Raw genomic sequence first — 22,216 nt, 5'->3', positions numbered from 1 at the left:
CAGTGAACTGATGCGGATCTATTGCAATCAACTAAAACTTTTTCTAAGCTGCCTGTACGGCAGTGAACGAGTCACGCAGGAAGAGCGCGAACACCCTACTTTTCTAAGCTGCCTGTACGGCAGTGAACGAGTCACGCAGGAAGAGCGCGAACACCCTACTTTTCTAAGCTGCCTGTACGGCAGTGAACGCGCGTTATGTCATTCACTGAATGTCAGAACTTTTCTAAGCTGCCTGTACGGCAGTGAACTTTGCGTCGTCAGCACAGCACGGTAAGCAGCATTTCTAAGCTGCCTGTACGGCAGTGAACGTCGGAACAGAGGCCGATGAAATTGCGTTCATTTTCTAAGCTGCCTGTACGGCAGTGAACGTGACGATTACAGAGAACGGACTGCTTGTCCCTTTCTAAGCTGCCTGTACGGCAGTGAACATGGACTAGCTGTTGATCTCCTGCCGGTGGTGTTTCTAAGCTGCCTGTACGGCAGTGAACCATTGCGAGCAAATGAAATAGCGTCAGGATGCTTTCTAAGCTGCCTGTACGGCAGTGAACTCTGCCCGGTGTCTTTACTGTCAGACGGTAGCTTTCTAAGCTGCCTGTACGGCAGTGAACCCCGGCAATAACCAAATCGACAATATCTATGCTTTCTAAGCTGCCTGTACGGCAGTGAACGGTTCGCTAATGCTTGCGCTTGAAAATTTGCATTTCTAAGCTGCCTGTACGGCAGTGAACGTTCTAATTGCCGTTGGTATTGGCGCGATTGGTTTCTAAGCTGCCTGTACGGCAGTGAACAACAGGTTTTACGCGGTTCGCTCGTTGTTGTTTTTCTAAGCTGCCTGTACGGCAGTGAACATCAATAAATTAAGTTGGTGGCGGGGTGCTATTTTTCTAAGCTGCCTGTACGGCAGTGAACGGTAACACTCAACTGCCGGAAAAAATCAGTCTTTTCTAAGCTGCCTGTACGGCAGTGAACATCAATAAATTAAGTTGGTGGCGGGGTGCTATTTTTCTAAGCTGCCTGTACGGCAGTGAACGGTAACACTCAACTGCCGGAAAAAATCAGTCTTTTCTAAGCTGCCTGTACGGCAGTGAACTGTAGCCCGATCACTCTAACGATTTGTTTTATTAGCAGCAATCACCGTTTTCGCCGCAAAAACCCTTTTTTTCAGCCTAACTGTAACTCATTGATTTTTAATCCTGTGAAATAGACCAAATAAAAAGGGTCTGCATCTGGGTAATATTTTTTGCAGCCATCATTTTCCTAAGATATCTGTGATAGGCTGATTTTCGTTAGTTTTCTGAAAATTATATTTTTATTTATTAAATAGTTAGCCAGCGATTAATTTCGCTGACATCAGCGCCTATTATCTATAGCGGCAGAAAATACATTATGGATAACGTCTTTAGCCCTTCGGATTTAAAAACCATTCTGCATTCCAAACGCGCCAATGTTTATTACCTCCAACATTGCCGCATTCTCGTCAACGGTGGCCGTGTCGAATATGTCACGGAAGAGGGAAGTCAGTCGCTGTACTGGAATATTCCCATCGCCAATACCAGCGTTGTGATGTTGGGAATCGGCACCTCCGTCACGCAGGCCGCCATGCGAGAGTTTGCCAGAGCCGGTGTGATGGTCGGTTTTTGCGGCGGTGGTGGTACACCGCTGTTTGCGGCTAATGAGGCGGAAGTCGCGGTATCCTGGCTATCGCCACAGAGCGAATATCGACCAACCGAGTATTTGCAGGACTGGGTGAGCTTTTGGTTCGATGATGAGAAAAGGCTGGCCGCCGCCATCGCCTTTCAGCAAGTGCGAATAACACAAATTCGTCAGCACTGGCTAGGCTCTCGTCTGTCCCGCGAATCCCGCTTTACCTTTAAGGCCGATCACCTTCAGGCGCTTTTGGATCGTTATGAAAAAGGGCTAGCCGACTGTCGCACCAGCACTGACGTGTTGGTACAGGAAGCGATGATGACCAAAGCCTTGTACAAACTGGCCGCTAATGCCGTGAGCTATGGTGACTTTACCCGCGCCAAACGCGGCGGCGGCACCGATCTCGCTAACCGCTTTCTCGATCACGGCAACTACCTGGCTTATGGGTTGGCCGCCGTCTCAACGTGGGTCTTGGGTCTGCCGCACGGGTTAGCTGTGTTGCACGGTAAGACTCGCCGTGGCGGGTTGGTATTTGACGTCGCCGATTTAATTAAAGATGCGCTCGTGCTACCGCAGGCTTTTATTGCTGCGATGGAGGGCGAGGATGAGCAAGAATTTCGTCAACGCTGTCTGGCCGCGTTTCAACAATCCGAAGCGCTGGATGTGATGATCGGCAGTTTGCAGGATGTCGCCAGTAAGTTGAGTCAGGTAGCGCGATGAATATTCTACTGATTTCAGAATGCAATAAGCGTGCGCTGGTCGAAACGCGCCGAATACTGGATCAGTTTGCCGAGCGCAAGGGCGAACGCAGTTGGCAAACTGCCATCACGCTGGAAGGGCTGAACACACTACGCAAACTGCTGCGTAAAACGGCACGTCGCAATACGGCTGTTGCCTGCCACTGGGTTCGTAGTACAAACCACACCGAACTGCTGTGGGTCGTTGGCAATCTGCGACGTTTTAATGCGCAGGGAAGTGTCCCCACCAATACCACCAGACGGGATGTTCTGCGCACGAAAGATGAAAATCCGTGGCACAGCGCAGAGGTATTCAGCCTGCTGGCCGCCATTGCTGGGTTATTTCACGATATTGGCAAAGCCAATGCGCTATTTCAGGCTGGGCTTAGCGGCACAGGCCCGCACAGCCAACCGTATCGACATGAATGGGTATCGCTGCGACTATTTCAGGCCTTTGTCGGTGAGCAGGACGACAAAACCTGGCTAACCACACTCAGCACCATTACCCCAGAAGCAGAGGTCGCACTGCTGGCAACGCTGCAACAGGATAAGCCGACGTTCAGCGATAGCCCATTTCGCACCTTGCCGCCATTGGCACAAACCGTCGCCTGGCTCATTGTGTCTCACCATCGCCTGCCGGTGTTTAACAAATCGACAGAGCTTGCACCAAACAGCAGTCCCCCACAGCTCGACTATGCAGAAACATGGTTAATCGACCATCTTTCTCCGCAATGGAATGCACTCAATCATTGCAAGACCGATTGGGCATCGTCCGAGCGGGAGCAAAACTGGCAGTTTCCTAACGGAACACCGCTGCGCAGCGCGGTTTGGCGAGAGAAGGCGCGGAAATTTGCGGGGCGCGCACTGAAGCTGCCCTCATTTATGTATTTCAGCCAGTTAGACCAGCGGTTGACCGTGCATCTGGCACGTCTTGCGCTAATGCTGGCAGATCACCACTACTCGGCAGGAGCGGCGACGCTTGGCTGGCAGGACATCGCTTATCCGGTGTGGGCTAACACCGATCGCAAGACAGGGGAATACAAACAGAGGCTGGACGAACACTGCGTCGGCGTTGGGCAGAATGCTTTGCTATTGGGGCGCAGCCTGCCGCACCTGCGTGACACCCTCCCCGCAATTACCCGTCATAAAGGGTTCCGGCAACGTAGCACGCACCCGCGCTTTCGCTGGCAAGATCGCGCGTTCGACCTAGTCTGTTCCATCCGTGAAACCAGCAAGCAGCACGGCTTCTTCGGCGTCAACATGGCATCGACAGGCAGGGGAAAAACGTTCGCTAACGCACGAATTATGTATGGCTTGTCGGGTGAAGCCATCGGCTGCCGCTTCTCCGTCGCGTTAGGGTTACGCACGCTGACGCTGCAAACCGGCGATGCGCTACGGCAGCGTTTGAAGCTAGAAGAAGACGATTTAGCGGTGCTGATTGGTTCGCAGGCGGTGCAAGATCTCCATGAAATGCGGAAGGAGAATCAACAACGCCAGCAGAATACGCCACAGACCGGTAGTGAATCCGCCGATCCGCTGTTCTCTGAACATCAATATGTTCGTTACGATGGTTCGCTGGATGATGGTCGACTAAAAGCCTGGCTGGAACGCAGCCCCACTCTGCATCAATTACTGAGTGCGCCAGTGCTGATCACCACCATCGATCACCTGATGCCCGCAACGGAAGGGCTACGCGGCGGCCATCAGATAGCCCCAATGCTACGACTATTAACTTCCGATCTGGTACTTGATGAACCAGATGATTTTGGTCTGGAGGATCTTCCTGCCCTTTGTCGACTGGTTAACTGGGCGGGAATGTTGGGCTCACGCGTGCTGCTGTCGTCAGCCACGCTGCCGCCTGCGTTAATTCGTGCGCTGTTCGATGCCTATCTTGATGGCCGCGCCGCCTGGCAACAGGCTTACGGTACGCCCAATACGCCACTGAACGTGTGCTGCGGCTGGTTTGATGAATTTGACTGTCAGTATGCACAATATGGCGACGTGAAAGACTTCATGATCAAGCACGATGCGTTTGTTCATCAGCGGCTGAAAAATCTGACGAAGGATGAACTCCCGCTACGCTTCGCCACTATCGTACCGGTCAGCAGCCCCAGCAAAAAGGCGGACGAGGTTCATCTGGCTGTCGCACAGGCGATCCATCCACGGATGTTCGATTTACATTCTCAGCATCACCAACAGCATGAAAACGGGAAAACCGTCTCGCTGGGATTGGTCAGAATGGCAAATATCGATCCGCTGGTTGCCGTTGCCCGCCAGCTACTTGCGATGCCCTCGCCGCCGGACATCTGTGTTCATTACTGCATTTATCACAGCCAACATCCATTGGCGATGCGCTCCCACATTGAACAGCGACTTGACGCCGCATTGATGCGCAACGACATCAGTGCCCTGTGGCAGGTGGAAGAAATTCGTCAGGCAATAGAACACGCGCCGCAACAGCATCATGTCTTTGTTGTTCTGGCAACCTCAGTCGCTGAAGTGGGGCGCGATCATGACTATGATTGGGCGATTGTCGAGCCTAGCTCGATGCGTTCGCTGATCCAGCTTGCCGGACGCATATTGCGTCATCGGCAGGATAAACAGCATGTGCCTAAAACGCCCAATATCTATCTGTTTAGCCACAATATTCGAGCGCTTAGAGGAAAAGACATCGCGTACTGTAAACCGGGCTTTGAGTCGCAGGATGACAGTCTGGATACGCACGATCTCCATCAGCTATTACAGGAAAAAGAGTACCGCCACCTCAGCGCTGCACCGCGTATCGTGCAGCCAGCATCATTTACCAAACCGCTTTCACTGGTAGCGCTAGAGCATGCCGTATTGGGGAAAACGCTGCTTGGCCTCAAAAATCAAAAACTCGATGACCTAAAACGCCCTCCCGCTGCGTTCTGGTGGCGGGCACATCCTCACTGGAATGGCGAACTACAGCGGCGAACACCCTTTCGTCAATCGGCGAAAGATGAAGCGTACATCCTGTGGATCGCCGATGACGATGAAGAGCCCGTTTTCATGGTGCAGGACGATGGCCCCAGCGGCTGGAAGCAAAACGATATTGCTCGCCCCGTTACGCTGAACATGGCAGAAGGCGTCAGTGCCTGGATCGAGCCGGATTATCACGCCTTATACCAACGGCTGGCAGAAGAAAAGCAGTGGGAACTGAGCTGGGTGAGCGCCCGCTTCGGCGAAATTCGCCTGCGGGAAGAAAAAGACTGGTACTGGCACCCGCTGTTAGGGGTGTTTGGACAATGATAAGAATAATAACAGGAGGATGAATGGAAGATAACAGATTAACCAAGTTCATAGTCTCTTATATCGAAGAACGACGGCAGGATAAACTAGACGAACACGATAAAAAGGTAAAAACAGCACGCACCGAATTAAGTAGCGATGCCTTGGCAGATGCCGAATTAACACTGGCCGAGAAGCGCAGAGAGATCGAGAGAAAATATGAGGTGCGCAACTGGTTAACCGATGCCGCCAGCCGCGCTGGGCAAATCAGCCTGGTCACCCACGCGCTGAAATTTACCCACAGCGATGCCAGAGGCAGCAGTATCTTTAGTGCTAACACCGTGGCGGATGCCAAAACACTCTCCACCGCGACGCTGGTACAACCCGCCATCGATGCCGTCGGCAACGCAGCGGCATTAGATGTCGCCAAGCTGCTACAGACCGAATACGAAGGGGATTCGCTGGTCGCTGCCTTACAGCGTGGCGACCACCGCGCACTGGAAGCATTGGCCGAAAGTCCGGAACAGCTCGCACAGTGGTTGGCAGGGTTTCAGCAGGTGTTTACCGATCGCCAACCCAGTTCACATAAGCTGTCCAAACAGATCTATTTCCCGCTAGCAAATGGAGAATACCATCTGCTCAGCCCGCTTTACTCCTCTTCACTGGCACAGGCTCTCTATCAGCGGATCACTGCCGTGCGTTTTGGCGATGAGGCAAAAGCGATTCGTCGGGCGCAAAAAGTAAGCCAGTGGCACGATCAACTTTCTATCAGCTATCCCAATCTGGCAGTACAAAATATGGGTGGCACCAAGCCGCAAAATATTTCTGCGCTAAACAGCAGCCGCAGCGGTCGTTCCTATTTGCTCAGCAGCGCACCACCGCAGTGGAACCATATTGAAAAACCACCGCAGCAGCATGAATCCATTTTCCGGCCACGCGGCGAGGTGGATTATCACACCCGAGCGACGTTAGCGCAGATGCAGCGCTTTTTACTTAGCGTCAAAGACGTGGAAAACAATCGCGACATTCGTCAACAGCGCCTGCGTTACCTCGATCAGCTAATCGATCAGCTCTTCTTCTATGTCGCCAGCGTGCAAAATCTGCCTGTCGGTTGGAGCGCTGAGTCCGAACTGAAACGCGCCCAGCAGTTGTGGCTCGATCCTTATCGTGCAGATACGGATACGGTTTTCCGCCGTGAACGCGAAGCAGGGGACTGGCAACAGGCAGTGGCCTACGATTTTGGCCGCTGGCTGAACCGTCGCCTCAAGCATGAGAACCTGATTTTCGGCGAGGTCGAGCGTCGGGAATGGTCTACTGCAGCCCTGTTCAAACGTCGTATGCGTGAAGTGGAAAGCGCACTGAAAGAGGAGCTGGCATGAGCACGTTGATTATCCTGCGTCGTATCCAGGTCGAAAATGCCAACGCCATTGCCGGGCTGACCTATGGCTTCCCTGCCATTACGCATTTTCTCGGTTTTACCCATGCGCTATCGCGCAAGCTACAGGCTAGCCACGGATTGACGCTGGAAGGCTGCGGCGTGGTAAGCCATCAGCATCAGCTACACGCTTATGGTTCTAGTTGGGAACGAAGTTTTGCCCTGACCCGTAACCCGCTCACCAAAGAAGCCAAAACTGCCGCCTTTAATGAAGAAGGCCGCATGCATATGACCGTCTCGCTGTTAATTCGCTGCGAGGGACAGATCCCGGCGGATACCAAGGCACTCTGTGAACATTTGAAACAGCAGGCGCAATGCCAACGTCTGGCGGGAGGAACCGTTATTGATATCGAGCGGGTCAGCGTCCAGTCGTTACCGGTGGACGAAGCGGAAAACCGTGGAGTCATGCGCCGTCTATTACCGGGCTTTGTGCTAAGAGATCGTACCTCACTACTGCATCGCCATTTTCAGACGTTACAGCAGACCAACCCGCAAGCAGAAATGATCGATGCCTGGCTGGATTTTGCCGCTTTGAAGATGCAGGCAGAACGCGATCCTCGCGATAACGCCGTACAGTGGAAATACCTTCCCAAGCCTGGTGACGGCGGTTTTCTGACGCCATTGATGATTGGCTACCGTGCCATTTCACCGCTTTATGCACCCGGTGAGGTGGATAAAACCCGCGATCCACACACGCCGTTCTGTTTTGCCGAAGCCGCCTACGGCATCGGAGAATGGCAAGGGGCGCATCGCATCAGCGATATCCGCCAGATACTCTGGGAATATGACCACCAGAATGGCGATTATCACTGCCGCCAGTTAGCGGATACCGACTCAGCAGCAGAAGACACTTCCTACGAATTCGATTACTAAAAAGGACGATATCATGGCAAAAGCAGCAACGACGTTAAAGACCGCATCAGTACTGGCTTTTGAACGTAAATTAGCTAACTCCGATGCATTGATGTATGCAGGAAACTGGGCGCAGCAGGACAACTGGGCGGCCATTGCCATTCAGGAGAAATCGGTACGCGGGACGATATCTAACCGCCTGAAAAATGCCCTCACCAGCGACCCGGCCAAACTGGATGCGGAAATTCAAAAAGCCAACCTGCAAAAAGTGGACGTCGCCGCGCTTCCCTTCGGTGCCGATACCCTGAAAGTCGTGTTCACTCTGCGAGTATTGGGTAATTTGGCGCACCCCTCGGTTTGTAACGATCAGGATTACCAAACCGCATTGGGTGACATCATCACCGGATATGCTCAGGAACAAGGTTTTAGCACACTGGCGGCACGCTATGCAGAGAACATCGCAAACGGCCGTTTTTTGTGGCGTAACCGCGTCGGTGCAGAAGCGATCCGCGTCGTCGTCACCAAGAAAGGTGAACAGAGTTGGGAATTTAACGGTGAAGACTATTCACTGCGCCAGTTCAGCCAGCCAACGGGTGACCTTGCAGCATTAGCACTGGCGATTGAGGAGGGGCTGGCGGGTGACGCCTCGGCGCTTTTTACCGTGGAAGCTTATGTACAGCTCGGTAACGGTCAGGAAATCTTCCCTTCTCAGGAACTCGTGCTCGACGAAAAAGCGCGTAACGGTAAGAGCAAGATCCTCTATCAGGTTAATGCTGTCGCGGCCATTCACTCGCAGAAAATTGGTAACGCATTGCGCACCATTGACGACTGGTATCCAGCGGCTGATGAAGCGGGTCCGATTGCCGTCGAACCTTACGGCTCCGTAACCAGTCGCGGTAAAGCCTATCGCCAACCCAAAGAAAAAATGGATTTTTATACGCTGCTGGATAACTGGGTAATTAAAGGCGACGCCCCCATGCCAGAGCAACAGCACTACGTCATCGCCACGCTGATTCGCGGCGGTGTATTTGGTGAAAAAAGCGAATAAGGTGGCGGCATGGATCACTACATTGATATTCGCGTCCAACCCGATCCCGAGTTCACTGCGCCGCAGCTCTTGAATGCGCTGTTTGCCAAACTGCACCGAGCGTTGGGACAACTGGCGGATGGCAAGATTGGTATCAGCTTTCCAGAAGTGGGTAAAACGCTGGGAGAATGTTTGCGGCTACACGGTACGGCAGACGCGCTCTCTACATTGGAACAAACAGCCTGGCTGAAAGGGCTGCGAGATTACACGCAGATTTCCGCATGTAAAGCTGTACCCGATGGCGTGAAGTTTCGTACCGTTCGCCGCGTTCAGATCAAGAGCAGCGCCGAACGTCTGCGTCGCCGTTCCGTTAGCAAAGGCTGGCTGACAGCAACGGAAGCTGCCGCACGGATCCCCGACGCAATAGAGAAACGCAGCGCACTGCCGTTTGTGCAAATCAAGAGCTTGTCCAACGGGCAGATGTTTTTTGTGTTTGTGGAACATGGCCCGCTACAGAACACCCCTGCCGCAGGCCGTTTCTCTTCCTACGGTTTAAGTGCGGAAGCCACCGTCCCGTGGTTCTAACTCTTTTTTAACGGCCAACTGCAAGCTATTGATCTTTAATTGCAGTTGGTCCTTTAATAAAAAATAGTTTCTCAAAAGAAATATATTCTTTTTAATAATCTCGCAATTAGCGTAAAAACCTAACCGCTCGCTGCTACCCGTTTTCCGGTAGGCGGCTTATTCATGGTCTTAAGCACCCGCGTCTGGCTATTATCGAGGTAGTACTGCACCGGTGCTCAATGCGTTATGGCCTTTCAATAACGTATTATTGCTGCCTCTTTTCGTAATGCTTTTATGTAACTGGATTTTTTGATTGGGTGAGAAATTACGGTTTTGACGTTATTAATATTTAAAAATCGTCATTTTTCCGTTAAGGTACTCTTACAGGGAAATAATTCGTTGACTTAAGTAAAATTCAAGGGAGTGAGAACACGATGAAATACGATCCAGTGTTAAAAACGCTTGTTGATGATGATTATCGGTTAGAGGATCATCTTGATTTTAAAAAGCAGCATGCAGATATCAACGATCAAAAATTACGTGCGCAACTGAATGAAATAAATGACGATAACATTCATGCCATATTGACTGCGCAGGAAGCAACCTATTTTTTAAAAACATTGTGTACGCCAAATCCTAACCAATCGTGGAAAGATGCCATATTTGGTTGTACTGACCCTGTATCATCGTTTGCCGGTAACATTGCAGAAGCCGTGTCTGTAAGCAGAATCGCGATGGAGATAAAAGGATTCGGCGTAAAGGCAACTGAATATATCGGAAAAGATGGCAATAAATATATAAAACTATCTGGGTATCCAGGGGTAAGGCAATATTTAAATGCCACTAGATATTTAAATATTAGTCATAAAATAGTAGATATAGGGATAGGGACGAAAGGTATCGAAAGCGGTATTGCGGCTGGAGCGAAATTCTGTATTATTTTTTCAGCCGCTTATCGAACTATTGAGTTGATGTTTAAAGATGAATATGCATTAACCGATTTCTTTGTTAATTTAACGATGGACGCCGCGAAATTAGCGGTATCTATTGGAGCTGGCTGGGTAGCAAAAGTGGTCGCTACTGGACTTATGGTTTCTGGCGGTAGTGTTCTCGCTATTGCTATTGGTGTTTTTTTTGTAGGTGTTTTAGTTAGTGCAATATTATATGGGCTAGATAATAAATATAAAATAAGTGAGACGATAATAAAAAATTTAAAATCACATAAAACACACTACACACCATACCATGCCGATCAATTCTTTCATGCCTGGGGGAACTACAGCCGTGGTTAAAATAAATAGGCCGTTAATTGGTTCATTTGCATTATTTCTTTTCCTTGCTTCTTGTTGGGGATGTTGGTTCTCTTTAAGCGGATACTTCGCTTTCTTTGAATCAAATGATGTAATTATCTTCTCATGGAAAGTTGGTGTTATAATATTCGCTGTGCCGCTATTGTTTTATTTTTCATACCTGGCTTTTTATTCTGCAATAAAAAATGAACCTGCAAAGATGAATAATAAATTAGCAAACGTATTAGCAATGATAGCTATCTTTGGCGCGGTGGTTAGTTTGTGTTTATCAATATATGTATCATATGATCTTAACATTAAAAATTATAAAACGTGTCCAAAAATATCCTGGATGGATCCGAATAAATATGTAAAAAACATTGCTCTTTGTAAAGAATAAAAATGGTAAGAAAGTATGGTTTTTCATGCCAGGGGAGGTACAGTCATGGTTAAGGTAAATAGGCCATTAGTTGGCGCGTTTGCAGTTTTCCTTTTTTTTCTTTCATGTTTTATTAGCTGGATTTCCTTCAATGGATATTTGAGTTTTTTACAAAAAAGTGATGTGATCATTTTTTCATGGAAACTTGGTTTAATGGTATTTGGATCACCTTTGTTGTTTTATTTTTCATATTTGGCATTTTATTCAGCTATAAAAAATGAAGTACCTAAAATGAATAATAAATCAGCTAACTCATTAGTTATTGTGGCTATATTTGGTGCGATTTTTAGTTTTTTTTCATCAATTTATATATCATATGATCTTAATGATCAAGATTATAAAACCTGTCCTAAGAACTCATGGGTAGCTCCCACTAAGTATGTGAAAGAAATTTCTCTTTGTGATGAATGGTAAACAATGATCTGATAGGTTTTTATTTTTTTCAAGCTCGAGGTAGATATAGTCGTGGTTAAGGTTAATAGGCCATTAGCTGGCGCATTTGCAGTTTTTATTTCTCTATTGACATGCTTTACTGGTTGGTTTTCTTTTAATTCATATTTGGGGTTTTTACAGCTAAATAATGTAATTGTTTTTTCATGGAAAGTTGGGTTGATGGTTTTTTGTTCTCCATTGCTATTCTATTTTTCATATTTATTTTTTTATTCTGTAATAAATAATGAAGTGGCGAGAATTAATAATAAACTTGGAGGGGGATTGGCTATAATAATGATTGTTGGTGCTGTAATTAATCTGTTTTTATCTCCCTATATATATTATAGTCTGACAAGTCAAGGCTATAATGTTTGCCCAAAAACATCCTGGATGTCTCCGAATAAATATGTGAAAAATATTGCTCTTTGTAAAGAATGAATATGGGGTGAAAGTATGGTTTTTCATGCTTGGGGGAGGTTCAGTCGTGGTTAAGGTAAAAGTTAATAGGCCATTAGCTGGCGCATTTGCAGTTTTTATTTTTCTATTGACATGCTTTACTGGTTGGTTTTCTTTTAATTCATATTTGGATGTTTTACAGTTAAATGATACGATAGTCTTTTCATGGAGAGTCGGGTTAATGGTATTTGGTTCTCCTTTGCTATTCTATTTTTCATATTTGTTTTTTTATTCTGCAATAAATAATGAAGTGGCGAAAATTAATAATAAATTTGGAGGGGGGTTGTTTATAGTAATGATAGCTGGTGCTATAATTAGTTTGTTCTCATCTTTCTACATATCTTATAATTTTAGAGCTTATGGTTATGAATTATGCCCTAAAACATCTTGGATGGATCCCAATAAGTATGTGAAAAATATTGCTCTCTGTGATGAATGGTAAATAACACGAATGTCTAATGTTTTCTTATTTTCCTACCAAGGGAGAATCAATCGTGGTTAAAATAAATAGGCCATTAATTGGTTCGTTTGCATTATTTCTTTTCCTTGCTTCTTGTTGGGGATGTTGGTTCTCTTTAAGCGGATACTTCGCTTTCTTTGAATCAAATGATGTAATTATTTTTTCATGGAAGGTTGGTGTTCTGATATTCGCTGTACCGCTATTGTTCTATTTTTCATATCTAGCTTTTTATTCTGCAATAAAAAATGAACCTGCAAAGATGAATAATGAATTAGCAAATGTATTAGCAATGATAGCTATCTTTGGCGCGGTGGTTAGTTTGTTTTTATCAATATATGTATCATATAATCTTAACATTCAAAGTTATAAAACGTGTCCAAAAATATCTTGGATGGATCCCAGTAAATATGTGAAGGATATTTCTCTTTGTAAGGAATGATAAATAACAAGTACACCTGTTCGGGTGCACTTGTTATCAAGGATAGTAATTCCTAGAGGCTCATTTCCTCCCAGATACTGTAACCCGACGTTCCTGCGATCTTATGGTTCCATGCTATGGTTTTATATTTTAGCTGGACTTTTTCATACGGCATAATGTCGTTGTTATCGATGACGTGCGGATAGACGCAGGTGACATCGACAATGTTCGCATCCGTTAATGTTACTTCGTAATAAAGTTCTAACTGTCCAGCAGCATTGACGCGGTAAAAATAAAATGTTACATCCACCTTTTCATTATAAGAGATTGCCATCCCTAATAACGGAGATGACTTATCAATGGGCTTAATAAAATTAATGGGGTGATGGGCGACATTTTGATCGCGACTGATGCTATGGTTTAAGCCTAGTACTTGTATTTGATCTTCATGACCGGTTTGGTAGCGATTGCCAATTGAGTCGAGCGTTGAGCAACCGGATGAGATTAAACCCTGTTTTTGACCATTAATGCTGGCGTAAATCAAATTAGCCATATCAAATCCTTATGAGAAATATTATCAATAGGCTGGATGAATATATATCAACCATCAGCCTGGAAATAATACGGTTAATGTGGTTTCAAAGCAAAGCGATCCCTCATAAAAAGTGAATTTAGACCGAAGTGGTATTTATTTCTCGCCAGTTTAGCCAGATTCGCATATCAAATTCCAACTGGTGGTAGTCAGGGTCCATATGGCAACAGAGCTGGTAGAACGCCTTGTTATGGTCTTTTTCTTTGAGATGGGCGAGTTCGTGTATCACGATCATGCGTAGGAAATCTTCCGGCCCGTCACGAAATAACGTCGCTATTCTAATTTCGTTGTTGGACTTTAATTTTCCGCCTTGTACACGCGCCACAAAGGTATTGGTGCCCAGCGTCCCTTTTATCGGGTTCTGTTTATTGTCGTAAAGTACCTTGGATATCGCAGGGGCGTTCTTCAAATATCGCTGCTTCAATTCTGCGACAAATTGATAGAGCGACTTATCGCTCTGGATGTGATGGCGATCGGGATATCTTTTTTCCAGCCACAGGCCGAGCTTGCCTTGATCAACGAGGGTTTGAGCTTGTGCGACAATCGCAGGGGGATAACCATTTAGGTAGCGTAACGTAGTCATGAACGTTCTGATCAGTACAATACAAAGAAACGAATCCCTAACCGTAACAGCGGCTAAGCGAAAACAAAAGCCACAAGTTAAGCGAATTCACAACGGTGAGTCGGTTAAACCTGTGGCTTTATCATTTTACGGTTTACTGAATGGCGGCGAAAGCCGCTGCGACGCGCTGAACGTTGCTGTGGTTCAGCCCCGCCATGCACATACGTCCGCTGGCGATCAGGTAGACGCCGAATTCTTCACGCAGGCGGTCAACCTGTTCCGGGCTGAAGCCGGTGTAGCTGAACATGCCGCGTTGGGTGAGCAGGTAGTCGAAATTACGGTTCGGCAGCGCCTTTTTCAAGGCTGACACCAACTCCTGACGCATGCTCAGAATACGGGTGCGCATCTCTTCGACTTCCGCTTTCCAGTCGGCGTTCAACTGTGCGTCGTTCAGGACTTTAGAAACCACCTGAGCGCCGAAATTCGGTGGGGAAGAGTAGTTGCGGCGGACGGTTGCTTTTAACTGACCTAGCACACGCTGTGCGCTGTCGGCATCGTCACACACCACGGAAAGGCCACCGACGCGCTCGCTATACAGTGAGAAAATTTTCGAGAATGAGTTGGCGATCAGTGCCGGGACGCCCGCGCTGGCAACGGCGCGAATCGCATAGGCATCCTGCTCGATCCCGAGGCCAAAGCCCTGATAGGCGATGTCCATAAATGGAATCAACTCACGTGCGATGATGACTTCAATGACGCGATCCCACTGTTCGGTGGTGAGGTCAGAACCGGTCGGGTTGTGGCAGCATGGGTGCAGCAGCGCAATGCTGCGTGCTGGCAACGTTTGCAGGGTGGCAAGCATGGCATCAAATTTCACGCCCAGACTTTCACCATCGAAATACGGATAGGTGTGAACGTTAAAGCCCGCGCCCTCAAAGATCGCAATATGGTTTTCCCATGTAGGGTCGCTGACCCACACCTCTGAATCCGGGAAGTAGCGTTTCAGGAAATCTGCACCGACTTTCAGCGCACCGGAGCCGCCCAGCGTCTGGATGGTGGCGATGCGATTATCTGCCAGTGCCGCGTGGCTTTCACCAAATAACAGATGCTGGATCGCAGTGCGGTAAGGCTGTAGCCCTTCCATCGGTAGATAGGAACTCGCGCTCTGAGTTGGCTGGCGCAGGGCGCTTTCTGCCGCGCTGACGGATCGTAGCTGTGGGATAATATTCTGCTCGTTATAGTAGAGCCCGATACTCAAATTGATCTTATCTGCTCTTGGATCCTGTTTGAATTTTTCCATCAGAGACAGGATAGGATCTCCGGCATAGGTATCAACGTTTTGAAACACAGTGTAGCTCTCCTGAGTGTGTCATTTTATGGGTATCGTAACCCCGACGAGGGGGCAATCAGGCCGCGTAACGGCCGGGGCGATGATTCATCGCAATAATCAAATTCAGAATGGTTGCTCCCAGAATCGAAACAATCAGCATCGGTATGCTTACCACGAACAGGGAAGTCAGCACAATCACAACGTCAACGCCCATCTGGAATTTTCCCGCTCGCAGGCCGTATTTGTCCTGAAGGTACAGCGCCAGGACGTTAACGCCGCCGAGGCTGGCCTTGTGGCGGAATAGTACAATGAAGCCTATTCCCGTGATGATGTTGCCGAACAGCGTGGCGTAAAACGGATCGAGCCGATCAAAATGAACGAACAGCGGGTGCAGATCGGAAAATAAAGAAACTAAGCCGACGGCGCTAAAGGTTTTCACCGTAAATTCCCACCCCATGCGACGCACAGCCAGATAATAGAAAGGTAGGTTCAGCAGGAAAAACGCGACGCCAAAGGAAACGTTTGTCAGATAATGGACAAGAAAAGCGATACCTGCGGTGCCACCGGTGAGAGCCCCCGCCTGACGCAGTAGGATGATGCCAAACGATGCCATCAGCGTACCGATCAGTATCGCCAGCACATCTTCCAGCCGCGTATGTGATATTTTTTGTGTGGGAATAACGTTATCCATGGTGAGCACTCAACAGAGGGTCGTAAAAACATGTGCTTACCCAAGCAAGAATCACACCAGATGATACCGCTTAGCGGCTGGTTTGCGCGAAAGACCTGCGGTAATAAGAGCAACGTATTGAATTATATAGATGAAAATTATGCGTGATTCGTGCGTTAAATTCTGATTTATTGGTATTTTCGTGCAGTTAATTGTTTTTTATTGCGTAAATAATTCATCTCTATGCACCAAATAGGCACTGTTGCCCCAATTTAGGGCAACGCAGGGGGTTCTGGTGTCACCAAACCGTTCTCTTTGAGACGGTTCAAGACGACTGAGGTTTTCAGATGCGCGACACTCTTGTTCTGCGACAGAATCTGGCTAATCAGCGTGCTGAGCCCAGGCAGATCCGCGACGGCGACTTTTAACAGATAATCGGCATCACCCGTCGTCTTATAGGCATCGATAATCGCATCCACTTCCCCCAGCATCTGGTGAAAGCGTTCAACGTATTCGCTGGTGTGGTTGATCAGCCGCACCTCAATTAACCCCAGACATTCCAGACCAACGGCATTCGGTGACAGTCGGGCATGATAGCCGAGGATCAGTTGTGCCTGTTCCAGCGCGATGCGACGGCGGGAGCACTGTGAGGCGGAAAGCCCGACCAACTCACTCAGTTCCTGATTGGTCAGGCGGCCGTTGGTTTGCAGCAGCGTCAGAATTTTCAGATCGAAATCATCAATGTTGTACATCGCGTTCCCTAAACAGTGTCAGACGGTGAGCCAAACAGACTACCAGTTTTTTAGGCCGTGTTGCCTATGAGTTTTTTATTCCTGACTTTAGGAGAGTTTTATTTTCTTCACTGCCTGTTCGGTAGTGAACTAATCGGAGCCTATGCAGTAATCGAGGACTCATTTCTAAGCTGCCTATGCGGCAGTGAACATGAAATTACTTGCTAATTGATAGTATTCATCTTTCTAAGCTGCCTATGCGGCAGTGAACGTTAATACAGATAATTATCGAGTTTTTAAATCTTTCTAAGCTGCCTATGCGGCAGTGAACCGTAAGAATTTTATGCTAACCACCAGATTATTAAAGAGAATATCCTGTTTTCTCAGAAAAACCCTTTTTTATGGCTGCGGAAAAAGGTGATTATAAATCAGTAAATTACGACTGTGCGTTAAAAAAGGGGGTGAGAAGCAGTACGCGACAGGCTCTATTCTCCATCCCGTCTGATCTCCCCCCATCACTCCACAATGATCCGTTCGTCACCCTCTCCCAGACAGATACTTAACTGCTGCCCGTCAGGGCTAAAGGCGCAGTAGGGTAAAGGTTCACGCAGATAGAGATGCAGCGGGAGTACCAGATAAAGCGCGATCAGTACGAATGCGGCGATTGTTTTGGCGGTGATTGTGTTTGTGGAGAGCGTTTGTTGGGGCGCGATTTTGCTCTGCGCTGGGCTATGAGGATGAGGTCCCGAATTGCGCTGGGCGTGCCGATATTTCACGATGCCGATAGTGGTCATCGCTATGCCCACCAATATGGAAACATGCAGTTCGCCAGGCGTCGGAGAAAGTATCAGTTCCTCGTTTTCATAATCCTGCCAGTATTGAATACGCCACAGCGCACTGATACCGATTTGCACCAGCCCTGCTAATATCAAGGCAACACGCCATCCCGAGAGTCGAAAAAGCGCCAGAAAGCAGAACCCTAGCGCGGCGCAAGACCAGTAAATCAGATCGAATATCGCACCGAACATACCGCCAAACAGTGTGCCGCCAACATCAGTCGGTTCCAGCGTATAAAAATTAATGAGCGCAAACAGCGTCAGGATAGCGGATGCGGCAAGCCAGCTTGCCGCATAGTAAAGGATCAGGCCGAAAAAACGGGATGGTTGGGGCATCTGGTGCATCCTTACACAAAATAGATCATATACTCGTAATACTTCAAGTTGCATGTGCGTTGGCTGCGTTCAAATACTCGGCCCGTCGTGGGCCTCGCTCTGAAGAGCCGCTGCAAGCAGCGTTCAAATCTGCTCCCGGCAGATTTGTCACCCGAATCACTTACTTGTGTAAGCTCATCGGGATTCCCTCTCTTGCGGCGTTATTCGGCCTTATGGCCTCACCCCTTCGGGGTCAGCGCAAGCGCTGTTCAAAAACACCTTGCCGTTTTTGTCCTGAAACTCGAATTATTTGGAGTATATGTATTATTATGATTTTTTATTAATTATCCGTGTATTCCAACGTGGCGCGCTGTGTTAAGCGGGTAATCAGCTCATAGGCGCTGACGCCCGTGTGTGCAGCAATACGCTCAACCGATAGCGCTGGCCCCCAGAGAATAGCCTCATCGCCCACCTTATCCTGTGCATTTGGTCCTAAATCAACGGTGATCATATCCATCGATACGCGGCCAGAAAGTGGCACTTCGCGCCCGTTGATGAGCACGGGCGTACCCGCTGGTGCGCAGCGAGGGTAGCCATCACCATAGCCAACGGCCACAACGCCCAGACGCGTATCGCGCGGGCTAGTCCAGGTGCTGCCATAACCGACGGCTTCCCCTGCTTTGTGCTCGCGAACGGCGATCAGGTGGGAGGTAAAGGTCATGGCTGGCTGAAAGCCAAAATGTGTGGCGTCTTCGTTATCCAGCGGCGACACGCCGTAGAGAATGATGCCGGGGCGAACGCGATCGCGGTGCGCTTGCGGCCATAGCAGAATGCCACCGGAGGCGGCGATGGACTGTGCGCCGGGTTTGCCCTGTGTAAAGGCATCGAAGCAGGCCAACTGGCGTTCGGTGGTTCCTGCTTCGGGTTCATCCGCACGGCAAAAGTGGCTCATAATATTGACTGGCTGCACCACATTGCGACATTCGGTCAGGCGTTGCCAAAATGCGTCGGCCTGTTCCGGCAGAACGCCGAGACGGTGCATGCCAGTATCGAGCTTCATCCATACGCGTACCGGTTGCGGCAGCGTGGCCTGCTCCAGTGCGGCAAGCTGTTCTGGGCTGTGAACGGCAGTTTCTAGCTGGTGCTCAACCAGAAGCGGGAGATCGTCAGCGGAGAAAAAGCCTTCCAGCAGGACAATAGGTTTGGTGATGCCCGCCGCGCGAAGCGCCAGCGCTTCGGAGAGTCGCGCGACGCCGTAACAGTCGGCATCGCAGAAGGTGTGGGCGGATTCGATCATGCCGTGGCCGTAGGCATTGGCTTTCACGACGGCAACGACCTGGCTGCCAGGCGCTAGCTGGCGGATACGTTGCAGATTGTGGCGTAACGCACGCCGACTAATGACGGCAGTTGCCGTTTTCATTCTTGGTCCTTAGTGCAGTGTTGTCATTGCTGAGCGCTGCGTTATTCATCGTCATATTGTGGGCCGGCATAGTTATCAAAGCGCGACCACTGCCCGTTAAAGGTCAAACGAACGGAGCCAATCGGGCCGTTACGCTGTTTCCCCAAAATGATTTCAGCGATGCCTTTCAGATCGCTATTTTCGTGATAAACCTCATCACGATAGATAAACATAATCAGGTCGGCATCCTGCTCTATGGAGCCGGATTCACGCAGATCTGAGTTGACCGGGCGCTTATCGGCGCGCTGTTCCAGACTACGGTTAAGCTGCGACAGGGCGACGACCGGGACCTGTAATTCTTTTGCCAACGCTTTGAGTGAACGAGATATTTCTGCGATTTCCAGCGTTCGATTGTCCGACAATGACGGTACACGCATCAATTGCAGGTAGTCGATCATGATCAGGCTGAGGCCGTCATGTTCACGGAACACGCGGCGAGCACGGGAACGGACGTCGGTTGGTGTCAGGCCGGAAGAGTCATCGATGTACATGTTGCGCTTTTCCAGCAGGATCCCCATGGTACTGGAAATACGCGCCCAGTCTTCATCGTCCAACTGACCGGTACGGATACGGGTCTGATCCACGCGGGACAGAGACGCCAACATACGCATCATGATCTGTTCGCCGGGCATCTCCAGACTGAAGATCAGTACGGGTTTGTCCTGCATCATCGCCGCGTTTTCACACAGGTTCATGGCGAAGGTCGTTTTACCCATCGATGGGCGCGCCGCGACGATGATCAGATCGGATTTCTGCAGGCCAGCAGTCTTTTTGTCCAGATCCTGATAGCCAGTAGAGACGCCAGTTACGCCGTCGTGTGGGCGCTGATACAACTGTTCGATACGGGAAACCGTGTCTTCCAGAATGCGGTCGATACTTTTCGGACCTTCGTCTTTGCTAGCACGGTTTTCGGCGATCTGAAAGACGCGGGATTCCGCCAGATCGAGCAGCTCTTCACTGCTGCGACCCTGTGGATCGTAACCGGCATCGGCGATCTCATTGGCGACAGAGATCATCTCACGCACCACGGCGCGTTCACGCACGATGTCGGCGTAGGCACCAATGTTGGCGGCGCTTGGGGTGTTTTTTGCCAGCTCGGCCAGATAGGCGAAGCCACCGGCGGATTCCAATGAGCCTTGCAGTTCGAGCGATTCGGATAACGTAATCAGGTCGATCGGTCTGCTCATTTCCAGCAAACGATGCATTTCGGTGAAGATCAGGCGATGGGCGCGGTTATAGAAGTCGTTGGCGACAACGCGCTCGGCGACGTTATCCCAGCGTTCATTGTCGAGCATCAGGCCACCCAATACCGATTGTTCCGCTTCCAGCGAATGTGGCGGAAGTTTCAGTCCTTCCATTTGGCGGTCACGGGGTTCATTCGATTTATTGGTGGGTCTTTTCTCTGCCATGAAACGGATTCTTTACCGGTTGATTTGCCATTAGATAAGGGGGCATTGTATATGCCGCACGTCCGAAATAACACAGTATACCCGTCATACTTCAAGTTGCATGTGCGTTGGCTACGTTTAAATACTCGGCCCGTCGTGGGCCTCGCCCTGAAGGGCCGCTGCAAGCAGCGTTCAAATCTGCTCCCGGCAGATTTGTCACCCGAATCACTTACTCAAGTAAGCTCATCGGGACTCCCTCGCTTGCCGCCTGCCTGAAACTCGAATTATTTAGGGTAGACGTCTTATAGAAAGACAATAAACCTGTCACGATTAAGGAGATAACATGGCAAAACGCGTTCAGTTCCGGGCTTATGGTGGTCCAGAGGTGTTGCAATATGGGGATTTCACGCCTACCGAACCCGCCGTGGGAGAGGTTCAGGTGGAGAACCGCGCCATCGGCATTAATTTTATCGATACCTATATTCGTAGCGGCTTGTATCCTGTGCCTGATTTGCCTTCCGGGCTGGGAACCGAAGCCGCGGGCGTTGTGACGAAAGTGGGGGCAGGGGTTAACGTGCTGAAAGTCGGCGATCGCGTCGTGTATGCGCAGTCCGGGCTGGGCGCGTATAGCGAGGTGCATAACGTGGTTGCGGAGAAGGTGGCGCTGCTGCCGGATGCCATCAGCTTTGAGCAGGCGGCGGCCTCTTTCCTGAAAGGGCTAACGGTTTACTATCTGCTGCGCCAGACGTATGACATCAAACCGAATGAAGTCTTCTTGTTCCATGCCGCTGCGGGCGGCGTTGGGCTGATTGCCTGCCAGTGGGCGAAGGCGTTGGGGGCGAAGCTGATCGGGACGGTAGGTTCCGATGAGAAAGCGGAGCGCGCAAAACAGGCGGGGGCCTGGGCGACCATTAATTACCGCACCGAGAATATCGCGCAGCGTGTCGCAGAACTGACCGATGGGAAGAAGGTAGCGGTCGTGTATGACTCGGTCGGGAAAGATACCTGGGAAGCCTCGCTCGATAGCCTGCGCCGTCGCGGATTGATGGTCAGTTTCGGTAACGCTTCTGGGCCGGTGACCGGCGTCAATCTGGGCATTTTGAACCAGAAAGGGTCGCTGTACGTGACGCGCCCTTCACTGTTTGGCTATGTGACGAACCGTGCTGAACTGGAGCAGGCCAGTAACGAACTGTTCTCATTGATTGCCAGCGGGGCGATGACGGTAGACGTGCCGCAGAATCAGAAATTCGCGTTAGCGGATGCACAAGCGGCCCATCGGGCGTTAGAAAGTCGTAGCACGCAGGGTTCATGCCTGTTGATTCCGTAAT

Annotated in this window: 21 protein-coding genes and 1 CRISPR repeat array (1 of these 22 cut by a window edge); of the genes, 13 read left to right on the top strand and 8 right to left on the bottom strand. The window is 49.5% G+C overall.

Features of this window, described 5'->3' with window-relative positions:
- Positions 1-1,090: direct repeats of the CRISPR family, unit length 28 nt; unit sequence TTTCTAAGCTGCCTGTACGGCAGTGAAC; it reaches 20 nt to the left of the window's first position.
- A 296-nt stretch (positions 1,091-1,386) separates the two neighbouring features.
- From cas1f to A7983_RS03360, 12 genes are all read left to right on the top strand, one after another.
- On the top strand, positions 1,387-2,367 hold the full coding sequence (cas1f, locus tag A7983_RS03400; RefSeq protein WP_005974993.1) for a type I-F CRISPR-associated endonuclease Cas1f: 981 nt from the start codon (positions 1,387-1,389) through the stop codon (positions 2,365-2,367).
- Positions 2,364-5,654, top strand: a complete 3,291-nt coding sequence (gene cas3f, locus A7983_RS03395; protein ID WP_005974990.1) for a type I-F CRISPR-associated helicase Cas3f — start codon at positions 2,364-2,366, stop codon at positions 5,652-5,654. The genes cas1f and cas3f overlap by 4 nt, the downstream gene beginning before the upstream one ends.
- 23 nt (positions 5,655-5,677) lie before the next feature.
- Entirely contained in the window at positions 5,678-7,012 is a 1,335-nt protein-coding gene (csy1, locus tag A7983_RS03390) for a type I-F CRISPR-associated protein Csy1 (protein WP_005974986.1), read from the top strand.
- A complete protein-coding gene (gene csy2, locus A7983_RS03385) occupies positions 7,009-7,941 on the top strand; it encodes a type I-F CRISPR-associated protein Csy2 (protein ID WP_005974983.1) in 933 nt (310 codons plus the stop codon). The genes csy1 and csy2 overlap by 4 nt, the downstream gene beginning before the upstream one ends.
- 13 nt (positions 7,942-7,954) lie before the next feature.
- Positions 7,955-8,968 carry a type I-F CRISPR-associated protein Csy3 gene (gene csy3, locus A7983_RS03380; RefSeq protein ID WP_005974981.1) on the top strand — a complete coding sequence of 338 codons (1,014 nt, stop codon included), beginning with the start codon at positions 7,955-7,957 and terminating at the stop codon, positions 8,966-8,968.
- Positions 8,969-8,977: 9 nt separating this feature from the next.
- Entirely contained in the window at positions 8,978-9,532 is a 555-nt protein-coding gene (gene cas6f / locus A7983_RS03375; protein WP_005974979.1) for a type I-F CRISPR-associated endoribonuclease Cas6/Csy4, read from the top strand.
- A 413-nt stretch (positions 9,533-9,945) separates the two neighbouring features.
- A complete protein-coding gene (locus tag A7983_RS03370; protein WP_005974976.1) occupies positions 9,946-10,803 on the top strand; it encodes a hypothetical protein in 858 nt (285 codons plus the stop codon).
- The gene (locus A7983_RS23035) at positions 10,796-11,200 is read left to right on the top strand and encodes a DUF1240 domain-containing protein (protein ID WP_039488527.1); all 405 of its coding nucleotides are present in this window, start codon (positions 10,796-10,798) and stop codon (positions 11,198-11,200) included. Before A7983_RS03370 ends, A7983_RS23035 begins: the two co-directional genes overlap by 8 nt.
- Positions 11,201-11,245: 45 nt before the next feature.
- The gene (locus tag A7983_RS23030; RefSeq protein WP_005974972.1) at positions 11,246-11,653 is read left to right on the top strand and encodes a DUF1240 domain-containing protein; all 408 of its coding nucleotides are present in this window, start codon (positions 11,246-11,248) and stop codon (positions 11,651-11,653) included.
- A 51-nt stretch (positions 11,654-11,704) separates the two neighbouring features.
- Positions 11,705-12,109: a DUF1240 domain-containing protein gene (locus A7983_RS23025; protein WP_071531152.1), complete on the top strand. Its 405-nt coding sequence runs from the start codon at positions 11,705-11,707 to the stop codon at positions 12,107-12,109.
- Positions 12,110-12,134: 25 nt separating this feature from the next.
- The gene (locus A7983_RS03365; RefSeq protein ID WP_039478397.1) at positions 12,135-12,569 is read left to right on the top strand and encodes a DUF1240 domain-containing protein; all 435 of its coding nucleotides are present in this window, start codon (positions 12,135-12,137) and stop codon (positions 12,567-12,569) included.
- Between the two features lie 52 nt (positions 12,570-12,621).
- Positions 12,622-13,026 carry a DUF1240 domain-containing protein gene (locus A7983_RS03360; RefSeq protein WP_039478394.1) on the top strand — a complete coding sequence of 135 codons (405 nt, stop codon included), beginning with the start codon at positions 12,622-12,624 and terminating at the stop codon, positions 13,024-13,026.
- A gap of 52 nt (positions 13,027-13,078) precedes the next feature.
- Here the strand turns inward: A7983_RS03360 and A7983_RS03355 are convergent, their stop codons facing one another.
- The 8 genes from A7983_RS03355 to dnaB all read right to left on the bottom strand — a co-directional run bounded on the left by A7983_RS03355 (position 13,079) and on the right by dnaB (position 20,909).
- Entirely contained in the window at positions 13,079-13,558 is a 480-nt protein-coding gene (locus tag A7983_RS03355; RefSeq protein ID WP_005974963.1) for an Hcp family type VI secretion system effector, read from the bottom strand.
- 118 nt (positions 13,559-13,676) lie between these two features.
- Positions 13,677-14,180 carry a M48 family metallopeptidase gene (locus A7983_RS03350; RefSeq protein WP_005974960.1) on the bottom strand — a complete coding sequence of 168 codons (504 nt, stop codon included), beginning with the start codon at positions 14,178-14,180 and terminating at the stop codon, positions 13,677-13,679.
- Positions 14,181-14,313: 133 nt separating this feature from the next.
- The gene (locus A7983_RS03345) at positions 14,314-15,507 is read right to left on the bottom strand and encodes an amino acid aminotransferase (RefSeq protein WP_005974957.1); all 1,194 of its coding nucleotides are present in this window, start codon (positions 15,505-15,507) and stop codon (positions 14,314-14,316) included.
- A gap of 58 nt (positions 15,508-15,565) precedes the next feature.
- A complete protein-coding gene (locus A7983_RS03340) occupies positions 15,566-16,180 on the bottom strand; it encodes a YitT family protein (protein WP_005974954.1) in 615 nt (204 codons plus the stop codon).
- Positions 16,181-16,431: 251 nt separating this feature from the next.
- The gene (locus A7983_RS03335; RefSeq protein WP_005974952.1) at positions 16,432-16,911 is read right to left on the bottom strand and encodes an Lrp/AsnC family transcriptional regulator; all 480 of its coding nucleotides are present in this window, start codon (positions 16,909-16,911) and stop codon (positions 16,432-16,434) included.
- 494 nt (positions 16,912-17,405) lie between these two features.
- Positions 17,406-18,062, bottom strand: a complete 657-nt coding sequence (locus A7983_RS03330; RefSeq protein WP_005974949.1) for a hypothetical protein — start codon at positions 18,060-18,062, stop codon at positions 17,406-17,408.
- A 319-nt stretch (positions 18,063-18,381) separates the two neighbouring features.
- Entirely contained in the window at positions 18,382-19,461 is a 1,080-nt protein-coding gene (gene alr / locus A7983_RS03325) for an alanine racemase (RefSeq protein ID WP_005974946.1), read from the bottom strand.
- A gap of 41 nt (positions 19,462-19,502) precedes the next feature.
- Entirely contained in the window at positions 19,503-20,909 is a 1,407-nt protein-coding gene (dnaB, locus tag A7983_RS03320; RefSeq protein WP_005974943.1) for a replicative DNA helicase, read from the bottom strand.
- A gap of 322 nt (positions 20,910-21,231) precedes the next feature.
- On the opposite strand from dnaB, the gene A7983_RS03315 reads away from it, so the two are divergent.
- A complete protein-coding gene (locus A7983_RS03315; RefSeq protein ID WP_005974940.1) occupies positions 21,232-22,215 on the top strand; it encodes a quinone oxidoreductase in 984 nt (327 codons plus the stop codon).
- Position 22,216: the final 1 nt, after the last annotated feature.

The sequence above is a fragment of the Pectobacterium wasabiae CFBP 3304 genome (genome assembly GCF_001742185.1).
GTDB classification, from domain to species: Bacteria; Pseudomonadota; Gammaproteobacteria; order Enterobacterales; family Enterobacteriaceae; genus Pectobacterium; species Pectobacterium wasabiae.
The sequence above is the reverse complement of the archived record's forward strand: the minus strand, read 5'-3'. Positions and strand labels throughout refer to the sequence as shown.